This window comes from Streptomyces sp. (assembly GCF_031181705.1).
Taxonomy (GTDB): domain Bacteria; phylum Actinomycetota; class Actinomycetes; order Streptomycetales; family Streptomycetaceae; genus Streptomyces.
Genome location: NZ_JAPSKN010000068.1, coordinates 17,904 through 29,223 on the forward strand (window position 1 = coordinate 17,904; position 11,320 = coordinate 29,223).

Below are 11,320 nucleotides of genomic sequence, written 5' to 3' on the forward strand. Positions count from 1 at the left end.
CGTTCAACGGCCGTCACCCCGCAGGGGTGTGGCCGCCTACGAAGGAAACTCTATGACTACGGCAGCACCTCTCGACACCCTGGGCACCGTGGACGACTTCCTCGGCGCCCGGGAGGAACGGTTCTTCGGCGAGGGCTTCAAACGGGTGCACCACTCGCTCACCGACCTCACCGTCGACGACCGCGGCATCACCGCCACGGCGGGCCTGGAGATCCCCGGCGCCTGGTCCCGCAAGGGCGACAGCACCCAGCGGCCCCATCTGTCCACCATCGACGTCATGCTCTACGGCGCCCGGCTCGCCGGCCTGCACGCCGCCCACACCCGCGGCCTCGGCCCGCACACGCCGTTCGGCGTCCGGTCGCTGACGATCAAGGCCGGGAAGAAGCCGCAGGAGGAGGACCTCGACACGTTCCCGGTCTCCGGCCGGCTCCTGGACACCGCCGGCGACGGCACGACGACCATGGAATGCCGCGTGGGCCTGCTCACCGTACGGGTGGAGACCACCGCCGGGACCGGCGCGCCGCAGGCCGCCCCCGCCCGGGTGGGCACGGCCCGCCACGCGGACGCCGACGCGCTGCCCGGCCCCTGGAACGACGCGCCCTTCGGCACCCCGCACCGCGACCGGCGACAGCTGCTCACCTCCGTCGAGGTGCTCCCGGACGCCTCGCTGGCCCGGGCCGACCTCACCCTCGACCCGGACGGCCCGGCGTCGATGATCGACCTGTTCGTCGCGGCGCTCCAGCTCGGCCAGGTCCTGCTCTACTCGCTGGACGGAGTCCCCCGGGCCGACAGCAACACGCTGTGGATGCGGCGCACCGTCATCGGTCCGGCACCCGAAGCCGACACGGCCGGAGGCCGGTTCGAGGTCAGGCTCCGGGAACCGCAGCTGCTGCACAGCGCCCAGGGCACCTGGCGCAGCGCCGAGATCGCCGCCGACCACGCCGGCCTGCGGCTGAGCTGCTCCGTCGCCCACCTGCTCCCCGCGTGACGGCCCGGGAGCGCACCACCACCCGGAGCCGACGGCTCCGATCCCAGTTCGCGTCCTCGGCCGCAGCCGGTCACCACCGGCGCCCGCGGCCCGCGGCCCTCCACGGGAGGCGAGACACATGCCCCTGACCGCCGTACTCACCGGACTCGGCGCCTACCTTCCTCCGCGTCGCGTCAGCAACGAAGAACTCGCGGACCGCTTCGACACCACCGACGAGTGGATCACGTCCAGAACCGGCATACGCAGCCGGCGCTGGGCGGACCCGGGCACCTCCACCGGCGACCTCGCCGTGGAAGCGGGGCACCGCGCGCTGAAGTCCGCGGGCGTCGACCCCGGGCCGGGCGCGGTGGACCTGGTGGTCCTGGCCACCACCACGCCCGACCACCTGTGCCCGGCCACCGCGCCCGACGTCGCGGCCCGGCTCGGCCTGGCCGGCGCGGCGGCGTTCGACATCAGCGCCGTCTGCTCCGGATTCGTCTACGCGCTGGAGACCGCGGCCAACGCCATCGGCGCCGGACGGGCGCAAACCGCCCTGGTCATCGGCGCCGAGACCTACTCGACCATCCTCAACCCGGCCGACCGCACCACCTCGGTGATCTTCGGGGACGGTGCCGGGGCGGTCGTCCTCACCGCGGGCGACGCGGACCTGCCCGGCGCCCTGCACGGCTTCGAACTCGGCTCCGACGGCACGCAGAAGGACGTGATCTGCATCCCGGCCGGGGGCTCCCGGCAGCGCGCCGCGCTGACCGAACCCGCCCCGGGCGACGAGTACTTCGCCATGGAGGGCCGCAAGGTCTTCCTCTCGGCCGTGCAGCGCATGAGCGAGTCGTCCGCGTCCCTGCTCGACCGGATCGGCTGGCCGGTCGAGAGCCTCGGCCACCTGGTCGGCCACCAGGCCAACGTCCGCATCCTGCGCGCGGTCGCCGAGCAGCTCGGCATCCCCGCCGAGCGGGCGGTGGTCAACCTCGACCAGGTCGGGAACACCTCGGCCGCGTCCATTCCCATCGCCCTCGCGGACGCCGCGGCCTCCCTCACGGTGGGGGAGCGGGTGCTGCTCACCGCCTTCGGCGGCGGACTCACCTGGGGCTCCGCGGCGCTCACCTGGCCCGACGTCGTACCCGCCTGACCCCGCCCGACCGAAGGAGAAGGACACCATGACCGCACCCACCGCCCCGGCCGACCTGACCGAGGCCGTGCTCGACATCGTCCGCGGCAAGTTCGAGGCACCGCAGGACACGACCGCCACCACGCCGTACGAGGACATGGACTTCGACTCCCTCGTCCTGCTGGAACTCGCGGTGCACCTGTCCAAGGTGTACGGGGTCGAGATCGGCGACGACGAGATACTCGACGCCTCCAACGTCGCCGAGACCGCCCGGCTGCTCACCGCGAAGGGCGCCCGCCTTGACCGGTGACGGCCCGGCCGGCACCGCGGGGGCCGCGTTCTTCGACGTCGACGGCACACTCACCACCGGGACCACCCTGTTCCGGTTCCTCGAGTACCGCTTCGCCGTCGAGGGACGCCCCCCGCAGGCCTACGCGCAGGAGCGGCAACGGCTGCGCGCCATGACCGAGGCGGGCGTGTGCCGGTCACGCACCAACCGCGCCTACTTCGCCAGTTACGCCCGGCTCAGCGTCTCCTACGTGACGGACCTGGCCGAGGACTGGTTCCGCTCGGAGCTGGAGTCCGGGGGCTTCCTGCACGACGAGGCCGTCGCCGCGCTGCGCCGGCACCAGGCGGCGGGGGAGCCCGTGGTGCTCGTGTCGGGCTCCTTCGCCGCGCTCATCGCGCCGCTGGCCCGCCTGCTGGAGGTGGACGCGGTCCTGGCGACGGAGCCGGAGACCGTCCTCGGCCACTACACCGGCGACGCCGCGGTCACGATGATCGGCGCCACCAAGGCGGACGCCGTCCGGTCCTGGTGCGCCGAGCACGGCATCGACCCGGCCGCCGCCACCGCCTACGGCGACCACGCCTCGGACCTGCCCATGCTGCGGGCCTCGGGCCGCGGCGTGGTGGTCGGCGGCGACCGGGAACTGCGCGCCATCGCCGCACGGGAGGGCTGGCGCCTGCTGCCCGCCCCGCCCCCGGCACCCCCGCTGCGGCTCCCCGAGCCCCTGTGGACGGCCCGGACGTCGCCCGCCGGCCTGCGGCACCCGGCCTGACCAACCCCGTTCCACCCGCCCGAGACAACCCACCCGCAGGCCTCACGGCCCCACAACGGAAGTGCTCCACCATGCGCGCAGTCGGAATCCTGGAATACGGCGGACCGGACGTGCTCGAGGTCATCGACCGGGGGATACCGGACCCCGGGCCCGGAGAGCTGCGCGTCCGCGTGGCCGCCGCAGCAGTCAACCCCACCGACCTCATGCTCCGCTCGGGCGAACTCGCCGCCTACATGGCCGCGTTCGAACCCCCGTACATCCCCGGCATGGACGTGTCCGGCACCGTCGACGCCGCGGGCGCCGGCACCCTGTTCGCCCTGGGCGACCGGGTCATGGCCTTCGTCAACCCGTTCCGTCCGCTGGGCGGGGCCCAGGCCGAGTACGTGGTCGTCTCCGCCGCGGACACGGTGCTGGTCCCGCCGGGCATGGACCTGGTCCGGGCGGCCGGGCTGCCCATGAACGCGCTGACGGCCCATCAGGCGCTGGCCCTGCTCGGACTCCGCTCCGGGGCGACCCTGGCCGTCACCGGCGGGGCCGGCGCACTCGGCGGCTTCGTGATCCAGCTCGCGGCGCACCGCGGCCTCCGCGTGGTCGCCGAGGCGGCCGCCGAGGACGAGCCGCTGCTGAAGCAGCTCGGCGCGGAGATCATCGTGGCGCGGCACGAGGAGCCGGCGGACGCACCGCACGCGACCGCCACGGCGGCGGCCTCGCTGGCCGAGCGGTACCGCCGCGCCGTGCCCGAGGGCGTCGACGCGCTGGTGGACGCCGCCGTCCTGGGCGAACCGGTGCTCGGCGCCGTCCGCGACGGCGGCGCCGTGGTGACCTGCCGTCCGGGCGAACTGGCCGTGCCCCGCGGGATCGTGCGGCACGAGCTCAACGTCATGGCCTACCCGGACAAGGCCGCCGCGCTCACCGAACTCGCCGCACTCGCCTGCGAGGGGCTGCTCTCCCTGCGCACGGACTCCCTGCTCACCCCGACCGCCGTACCGGACGCCCACCGCCGCCTCGCCGCGGGCGGCGTACGCGGACGCCAGCTCGTCGTCTTCGACGGGCGGCGGGACACCCCGGCCGGTTCCTGACCGGGCCTCACCCCGCCACCCGAAAGGCCTCGCGGGACGACGGCGGTCCCCGCCCCGCCGTCGTCCCGGCAGCCGCCCCCGCAGTCCCGCACCGCTCAGCCCGGCCCGACACCGAACCCGCCCGAGGAGGCAGCACCCATGACAGACGGGGCCCTTTCCTACGCCCGGACCGTCGATCGTTCCCTCACCCACCGCGCCGCCGTCAGCGAGTGCTTCCTGACCGACACCCGGCGCACCGGCGAGCGCACCTTCCGGGTCGCGGCCCAGCCGCCGCGAGCGCACCTGTACTACAGCGACCACGTGACGGACGCGCGGACGGTCCCGTCCTACGACCCGCTGCTCGTCCTGGAGATCTTCCGCCAGTGCTGCATCCTCGCCTCGCACGAGTACCTCGCGGCACCGGCGGACAGCAGCTTCGTCTTCGACCGGGGCACGCTGGAGGTCCTCGACCCCGAGGCGCTGCGCGTCGGTGAACTGCCCGCCGCCGTCACCGTGGAGGGCGAGTTCACCGACGTCCGCGAGCGGGCCGGCCGGCCCTGCGGCGCCACCGTGGACGTGCGGGCCTCGGTCGACGGCCGGGCGGCGGCGACCATGCGGCTGGCCTTCCGGTGGATACCCCGCCGGAGCATGCGGCAGCTGCGCACCCGGGCCAGGGCCGCTCTCGCCCTGGCCCCGCGCCGCGCCCACCCCCTGGTCAACCGGCTGGCGCCCGCCGAGGTGGGCCGTGAGCTGTCCGCCAACGTCGTCCTGGGACGGGTGACCGTCTCCTCCGCCCCGGAGGTGGTGGCCCAGGTGGTCGTCGACCGCGGCCACCCCGCGCTCTTCGACCACTACGTGGACCACATCCCGGGTGCGGTGATGTTCGAGGCGCTCCGCCAGACGGCCACCACGGCCGCCCGCGAGCTGTGCGGCCTCGACGTCGCCCCCCAGGAGCTGGAACTGACCGGCTGCGACGTGACGTTCCTGCGGTTCGGGGAGTTCGAGCTGCCCACCGACTGCCGTGCCCGGGTCGCCGACGGGGCCGACGGACGCCCCGTGCTCGACCTCGCCCTGGAGCAGGAGGGCGACGTCCTGGCGACGGCGCGGGTGACCCTCGCCCGCAAAGACCGCGCTCTCCGGGAGCGAGGCGACCGCGGCACCGGCGACATCGTCGTGACCGATGCCCGCCCCCGGCTCCTGAGCGCCGCCTGAGCCGGGCGGCGCACCGTGACGACCACGCGTGACGACCACCGCGCACCGGAGGGTGACGCGCCCGCCGCCACCACCGTCTGGTTCGACTTCGGCGGTGTCCTGACCCCCACCATGGCCGAGCTGTACGCCCGGTACGCCGAGGAGACCGGCATCTCACCCGAGCGGCTGCGCCGGGCCGTGGCCGACGTGGGAGCGGACCTCGGCATGCACCCGCTGGCCCCGCTCGAACTGGGCCGGATCAGCGAGGCCGAGTGGGGAGCCCGGGTCCGGGCGGCGCTGCGCGCCCGCCACCCCGGCCTGGACCTCGGCGCCGCGCGGCTGGAGCGGTTCGGCGAGCAGTGGCTGGGCGGGCGCCGGGGCAACCCGGTGATGGCGGCGGTGGCCCGCGCCGTCCGGGCCGCCGGCCACCCGGTCGGGCTGCTCACCAACAACGTGCCCGAATGGGAAGGGCACTGGCGGCGCATCACCGCCCCGGCCGGCCCCTTCGACGCCGTCGTGGACTCGTGCCGGGTCGGCGTGCGCAAGCCCGATCCGGCCGTCTTCCGCATCGCGGCGGCGGCGTCCCCCACCCCCGGCCACGTCCTCGTCGACGACCTCCCGGAGAACTGCGCGGCGGCACGGGCGGCGGGCTGGCGGACCGTGTGCTTCCGGGACGACGCGCAGGCGTCCGGCGACCTCTCCGCGCTCCTGGGCCTCCCGCTGCCCGGACCCGGCACGCCGCCCGGACCGGGCGGGGTCACCGCCGCCCGGCCGGCGCGTACTGCTTGAGGTAGTGGGCGACGCGGTCGGCGTAGTCGCGTACGTCCGGGGGCACGCCGCCCGCCTTGTTCACCGTCCGGTACGACCTGCGGTACGCGGTGGCGATCAGGACCCGGCGGTCGCCCGGCAGGTCCGCGTGCAGGCGGGGTGCGATCCAGCACAGGTAGCGGCCCATCGCGGGGATGGACTCGGCCGGCGGGAAGGGCGGATGGGGGACGGTCTCCCCGGGGGTGCCGTCCTCGTTCATCCACCAGCGCAGGACGCGTGGGGTCCAGCGGGCGATGCCGTACTCGTCGTTGGCGGGGTCGGACAGGTCCGGGTCGAAGTCGCTCTCCACCTTCAGCATGGCGGCGATCAGGACCGGGGTGACGTCCTTCTGGTCGCAGTCGTGCGCCGTCTCGACGATCAGCAGCCGGTAGGCGGGCGGAATGCCGCGGTCGGTGCGCAGTTCCGAGGCGCCGTACGCGGCGGCGGAGACGTTCGCCGTCGCTCCCGGGCCGCTGCCGCCGCCACGCGCGCCCTCGTCCAGGAGGCCGACGCCGTAGGCGAGGGCGGCGACGGCCGTGACGGCGGCGGCCGCGGCCGCCACGACGGACGCACGGCGCGGGCGGCGGCGGGCCGGGCGCAGCCGGGGCAGGCGGAAGGGGCGGTGCCCGGTGCCGGCGGCGGCCTCGACCCGGCGCAGCAGTGCCTCGGCGGTGACGCGGTTGGCGTGGGTGCGGGTCAGGCAGGCGGAGATGATCTGGCGCCAGTCGTCGGTCAGCGCGGGCGACAGGCGCAGCTCGTCGGTGCCGCGGGCGTAGGCGACGGCCGCGTCGCGGCGGACCGTCGGGGTGGCGCCGGTCAGGGGGAAGGAACCGGTCAGGACGAGGTGGGCGAGGACGCCGAAGGCCCAGACGTCGGCGGAGGGGCGGATCCGGCGGCCGCGTTCGCCGATCTCGGTCCACAGCAGCTCGGGCGGGGTGTAGTCCGGGGTGGAGAAGGCCGGTGTGTAGGCGTGGGTGCCCTCCAGCTCGGCGGCCATGTTGAAGTCGGCGAGCCGGACCGAACCGTCCGCCATCAGCAGGACGTTGGCCGGTTTCAGGTCGCCGTGCACCCAGCCGGCGCCGTGCAGCTGGGCCAGGCCCTCGCAGATCTGCGCGAGCAGGGCGGGGCCGGCCGCGGGCCGGGGCGTGGCTTCGAGCAGGGCGGACAGCGAGCCCTCGGCCCGCTCCAGGACGAGGACGGTGGCGCCGTCCAGCTCCGGACGGCCGGGGTCGTCGACGGTCAGCGTCTCGTACATCCGCACCAGCCGCGGGTGCCGCAGGCGCCGGTACAGCTCGACCTCGCGCTCGATCAACTCCCGCAGGTGGGCCAGCCGGCGGGGCGTCGCGGTGCCGGTGGGCAGGAACTTCAGGGCGGCCGTCGGCGGCAGCGCGGCGTCGCCGCCGACGCGCCGGGCCGTGTACACGCTGCCGAAGGCCCCGGTCGCGAGGGGCTCGCGCACCTCCCAGACACCGACCCGGTAACCCTTCGGTACGGGTACGGCGTAGGGCTCGGTCACCGGGTCCCCCCGCCCGGCGGGGCGGCCGGTCCGGCCTCGTGCGGGGAGTGGAAGGGGCGGAAGGGGTGAAGGGGGTGGGCAACGTTGTCGGGCGCGGACCGGCCGAGGGTGGGGCGTGGGCCGGGCGCGCGGCGGTTGGGGGTGCGGTCTCGCTCGTCCTCCGTGGTCGGCGGAGGTACCACGACGATGCTGTACAAGGTGCTCTCCCCGTGCCTGAACAGCTACCACCGTCAGACTAGGGCGACGCACCAGGGCCGTGCCCCCCTCGTACGGGTGAGACACGGCCCTTGGATGTGATTGGCGTGAAGTGGTCCGGTCGACCGGGTCCGCTCAGTAGCGGGGGCGGTTGAACCAGGCCTTGCCGGCCGCGTTGCCGACGAACACCGCCACCAGGACGGCCAGGATCGTGTGCACCAGGCCGACGATGACGAACGGGTAGATGCCGAGGACCGCCGTGATGATGGCGAAGACCAGGATCGTGACGCGGACGCCGTTGCCGCCGTTCTTGAACTTCGTCGCCAGCACGGCCGCGAACACCAGCCAGGCCAGGCCGAACACCACGTAGCCCCAGATCACGCCGGTCGAGTCACCGACGAGGTCCTGGAAGGCGGTGTTGTCCTTCAGGGACTCGTCGTCCTTCGCGGCGTTGAGCGCGATGGCGGAGAAGGCGAAGATGGCCACGCCGAGGACCTGGAGGCCGACGATCACCCACAGCATCACGCGGGCCGCGCTCACCGAGCCGGGCATCGTGGTCGGGGCGGCGGGTCCTGCGCCGTAGGGGGAGACCGGAGGGGCCTGCGGGTAGCCGTAGCCGGGCGCCTGTCCCTGCTGCTGCGGGTAGCCGTAGCCCTGCTGCTGCTGCTGCGGCTGCTGCCCCTGGGGCTGGCCGTAGGGGTTGTTCGGGTCGCCGAAGCTCATGGCGGACTTTCCTCCGTTGTTCCGAGTGCGGGGACGACGCGTGACGTCCGTACGGAGGAGAGCTCTTCAGATTGCGACCGTCCCCCCGTTGAACTGCCCGCGGCACTTGTCAGGTCATCGTTCTGCACCACTGACCGGCTTGTCCAGCCGCATTCCCGATGTGTTGTGCAAGTGCAACATCGCTGATCATGGGCGGATACGGGCGGAGCGCACCCCCGGTGCCCGGATTGCGGGCGGATTGGAACCGGGGCGGGGTCATCCGCGAGGATGGGGCCATGACCGCCCAGATTCTCGATGGCAAGGCCACCGCAGCCGCGATCAAGTCCGATCTGACCGCCCGCGTGGCGGCGCTGAAGGAGAAGGGCGTCACGCCCGGCCTCGGCACGATCCTCGTCGGGGACGACCCCGGCAGCCAGAAGTACGTCGCCGGCAAGCACCGCGACTGCGCGCAGGTCGGCATCGCCTCCATCCAGCGTCAGCTGCCCGCCACCGCCACGCAGGAGGAGATCGAGGCGGTCGTGCGCGAGCTGAACGAGGACCCGGCCTGCACCGGGTACATCGTGCAACTCCCGCTGCCCAGGGGCATCGACGAGAACCGCATCCTGGAGCTGATGGACCCGGACAAGGACGCCGACGGCCTGCACCCGATGAACCTCGGCCGTCTCGTCCTGAACGAGCCGGCGCCGCTGCCCTGCACCCCGAACGGCGTGCTGACCCTGCTGCGGCAGTACGGCGTGGAGATCAAGGGCGCCGAGGTGGTGGTCGTCGGACGCGGCGTGACCATCGGCCGGCCGATGCCGCTGCTGCTCACGCGGCGCAGCGAGAACGCGACCGTGACCCAGTGCCACACCGGCACGCGCGACCTGTCGGCGCACCTGAAGCGCGCGGACATCATCGTCGCGGCGGCCGGTTCCGCCCATCTGATCCGCGCCGAGGACGTCAAGCCGGGCGCGGCAGTCCTCGACGTCGGTGTCTCGCGCAGCGCCGAGGGCAAGATCGTGGGCGACGTCCACCCCGACGTGGCCGAGGTCGCCGGCTTCATCTCCCCGAACCCCGGCGGGGTCGGCCCGATGACCCGCGCGCAGCTGCTCGTCAACGTGGTCGAGGCGGCGGAGCGCAGTGCCGGCTGACCGCGACGCAGCGAACGCGCCGAGCGCCGCGCCCGGCCCGGACGGGGCGCTCGCGTCCGACGCGCACGACGACCCCAGGGGTCGTGACGGCCAGGCCGGGCCAACCGGGCTCGAGGGCCATCAGGGCCGTGACGGCCATGAGAGCCCCGACGAGCGCGACGGCCGGGGCGGCGGTCCTGATGTGACGGACGAGGGCGACGGCGAGGAGTTCACCGTGCGTGACCCCGTCAGCGCCCCCGGCGCCGACGGACGGCCGCGGCGGGTCACCCGGCGGTTCCCGCTGTTCACCAAGGACACCGCGCGCCCCGAGGGCGGTGGCCGGGCCGCGTCCGGGGACGCGCCCGCGCCGGCCCGGCAGTGGCCCGTGCTCGCCGTGCTGGGGCTCGCCGGGCTCGGGCTGCTGGTCACGGCGTTCGACCGGTTCCGGCTCGGGACGCTGCTGATCGGCGTCGCCCTGCTGGGCGGCGGCGCGCTGCGCTGGCTGCTCCCGGACGTCGGCATGCTCGCCGTCCGCTCCCGCTTCACCGACATCGTCACGTACGGCGTGCTGGGCACCGTGATCGTCCTGCTGGCGCTGATGGCCCAGCCGCATCCGCTGCTGCAGATCCCGTTCCTGAAGGACACCCTGCACTTCACGGTCACCAGCGAATGACCGGACGACGGCCCGTCCCCTCCCCCGAGGAAGGACGGGCCGCCGCCGCGATCCACCCTCGTGCACCGCGAACGGCCTGTTCAACGCCTGTCAGTACGCTGTGGCACGGAAGTGACGGTTCCGGTACGTCCTGCTTCCGATTCCGCACGAAGTGGTGCGACACGGGGGTTGGCATGGACAATCGGGACGGTCCAGGGTGTATCGCGCGCGGGCCCCGCGCTTCTGTGCGCCTCCCGTCGGGGAACTGAGATCCTGACTGGACGCATCCCAGTGGGTAGCCACAACGGGGATCGGCCCAGGCCGCCACGCGCGGGGCGAACAGCGCGGGAAAGAACAGCACGTACCGGGGGGAAGAGGGTGGGAAGCAATGCCTCGTTGGAAGGCCTTGCCGGATGAGCTCGATCCACAGATCAGGGAGTTCACCAGCCAGCTGCGCAGACTCGTGGACCGCAGCGGTCTGAGCATCGCGTCGGTGGCGGACCGCACGGGCTACAGCAAGACGTCGTGGGAGCGGTATCTGAACGGCCGGCTGCTCGCGCCCAAGGGCGCGATCGTGGCCCTGGCCGAGGTCACCGGGACCAACCCGGTGCACCTCACCACGATGTGGGAGCTCGCCGAGCGTGCCTGGAGCCGCTCGGAGATGCGGCACGACATGACGATGGAGGCCATCCGGATCTCCCAGGCGCGCGCCGCCCTCGGCGAGTTCGGCGGCCAGGACTTCGGCGCCGCCGCGGCCGGCTCCAGGGAGGACGGCAGATCCGGGGGCGGCAAGCCGGCCCGCCGGAGCGGCAGCGCCACCGTCACGCCGGGCATCGCGGGCCCGGCCGGCGTCGTCCCGAGCGTGCCGTCGCAGCCGACGGCGCCCGAGGTCCAGGACTCCGCCGGCACCGGCCTGGG

12 protein-coding genes and 1 pseudogene are annotated in these 11,320 nt (G+C 74.1%); 10 read left to right on the forward strand and 3 right to left on the reverse strand.

Annotated features, from left to right (window positions below; translation table 11 throughout):
• Positions 1 to 52: 52 nt before the first annotated feature.
• The 7 genes from RIN80_RS15235 (at position 53) to RIN80_RS15265 (ending at position 6,189) form a co-directional block, all read left to right on the forward strand.
• Complete coding sequence (locus tag RIN80_RS15235; RefSeq protein ID WP_309096128.1) at positions 53 to 988, forward strand: AvrD family protein; 936 nt, start codon at positions 53 to 55, stop codon at positions 986 to 988.
• A 118-nt stretch (positions 989 to 1,106) separates the two neighbouring features.
• Positions 1,107 to 2,114, forward strand: coding sequence for a beta-ketoacyl-ACP synthase III (locus tag RIN80_RS15240; protein ID WP_309096129.1), 1,008 nt, complete (start codon positions 1,107 to 1,109; stop codon positions 2,112 to 2,114).
• A gap of 28 nt (positions 2,115 to 2,142) precedes the next feature.
• A complete protein-coding gene (locus RIN80_RS15245) occupies positions 2,143 to 2,403 on the forward strand; it encodes an acyl carrier protein (protein ID WP_309096130.1) in 261 nt (86 codons plus the stop codon).
• Positions 2,393 to 3,151, forward strand: a complete 759-nt coding sequence (locus RIN80_RS15250; protein ID WP_309096131.1) for an HAD-IB family hydrolase — start codon at positions 2,393 to 2,395, stop codon at positions 3,149 to 3,151. The genes RIN80_RS15245 and RIN80_RS15250 overlap by 11 nt, the downstream gene beginning before the upstream one ends.
• A 71-nt stretch (positions 3,152 to 3,222) precedes the next feature.
• The gene (locus RIN80_RS15255) at positions 3,223 to 4,230 is read left to right on the forward strand and encodes an NADP-dependent oxidoreductase (protein WP_309096132.1); all 1,008 of its coding nucleotides are present in this window, start codon (positions 3,223 to 3,225) and stop codon (positions 4,228 to 4,230) included.
• A 138-nt stretch (positions 4,231 to 4,368) separates the two neighbouring features.
• Complete coding sequence (locus RIN80_RS15260) at positions 4,369 to 5,421, forward strand: ScbA/BarX family gamma-butyrolactone biosynthesis protein (protein WP_309096133.1); 1,053 nt, start codon at positions 4,369 to 4,371, stop codon at positions 5,419 to 5,421.
• A 15-nt stretch (positions 5,422 to 5,436) separates the two neighbouring features.
• Complete coding sequence (locus tag RIN80_RS15265; RefSeq protein WP_309096134.1) at positions 5,437 to 6,189, forward strand: HAD family phosphatase; 753 nt, start codon at positions 5,437 to 5,439, stop codon at positions 6,187 to 6,189.
• Here the strand turns inward: RIN80_RS15265 and RIN80_RS15270 are convergent.
• The 3 genes and pseudogenes from RIN80_RS15270 to RIN80_RS15275 all read right to left on the reverse strand — a co-directional run bounded on the left by RIN80_RS15270 (position 6,158) and on the right by RIN80_RS15275 (position 8,641).
• On the reverse strand, positions 6,158 to 7,723 hold the full coding sequence (locus tag RIN80_RS15270; RefSeq protein WP_309096135.1) for a protein kinase: 1,566 nt from the start codon (positions 7,721 to 7,723) through the stop codon (positions 6,158 to 6,160). The two genes, RIN80_RS15265 and RIN80_RS15270, sit on opposite strands and share 32 nt — an antisense overlap.
• An 86-nt stretch (positions 7,724 to 7,809) precedes the next feature.
• Positions 7,810 to 7,920, reverse strand: a pseudogene (locus RIN80_RS26575) (FHA domain-containing protein); the annotation flags it as partial.
• A 133-nt stretch (positions 7,921 to 8,053) separates the two neighbouring features.
• On the reverse strand, positions 8,054 to 8,641 hold the full coding sequence (locus tag RIN80_RS15275) for a hypothetical protein (RefSeq protein ID WP_309096136.1): 588 nt from the start codon (positions 8,639 to 8,641) through the stop codon (positions 8,054 to 8,056).
• A 275-nt stretch (positions 8,642 to 8,916) separates the two neighbouring features.
• Between RIN80_RS15275 and RIN80_RS15280 the strand changes: the two genes are divergently transcribed.
• The 3 genes from RIN80_RS15280 to RIN80_RS15290 form a co-directional block, all read left to right on the forward strand.
• The gene (locus RIN80_RS15280; RefSeq protein WP_309096137.1) at positions 8,917 to 9,771 is read left to right on the forward strand and encodes a bifunctional methylenetetrahydrofolate dehydrogenase/methenyltetrahydrofolate cyclohydrolase; all 855 of its coding nucleotides are present in this window, start codon (positions 8,917 to 8,919) and stop codon (positions 9,769 to 9,771) included.
• Positions 9,761 to 10,423: a DUF3017 domain-containing protein gene (locus RIN80_RS15285; protein WP_309096138.1), complete on the forward strand. Its 663-nt coding sequence runs from the start codon at positions 9,761 to 9,763 to the stop codon at positions 10,421 to 10,423. The genes RIN80_RS15280 and RIN80_RS15285 overlap by 11 nt, the downstream gene beginning before the upstream one ends.
• Before the next feature lie 367 nt (positions 10,424 to 10,790).
• The coding region (locus RIN80_RS15290; protein WP_309096139.1) for a helix-turn-helix transcriptional regulator at positions 10,791 to 11,320 on the forward strand (530 nt) is incomplete at its 3' end.

Coding starts and splice junctions, on each gene's coding strand:
- RIN80_RS15235 (WP_309096128.1), top strand. CDS start 53: ATGACTACGGCAGCACCTCTCGACACCCTGGGCACCGTGGACGACTTC.
- RIN80_RS15245 (WP_309096130.1), top strand. CDS start 2,143: ATGACCGCACCCACCGCCCCGGCCGACCTGACCGAGGCCGTGCTCGAC.
- RIN80_RS15240 (WP_309096129.1), top strand. CDS start 1,107: ATGCCCCTGACCGCCGTACTCACCGGACTCGGCGCCTACCTTCCTCCG.
- RIN80_RS15275 (WP_309096136.1), bottom strand. CDS start 8,641: ATGAGCTTCGGCGACCCGAACAACCCCTACGGCCAGCCCCAGGGGCAG.
- RIN80_RS15260 (WP_309096133.1), top strand. CDS start 4,369: ATGACAGACGGGGCCCTTTCCTACGCCCGGACCGTCGATCGTTCCCTC.
- RIN80_RS15255 (WP_309096132.1), top strand. CDS start 3,223: ATGCGCGCAGTCGGAATCCTGGAATACGGCGGACCGGACGTGCTCGAG.
- RIN80_RS15280 (WP_309096137.1), top strand. CDS start 8,917: ATGACCGCCCAGATTCTCGATGGCAAGGCCACCGCAGCCGCGATCAAG.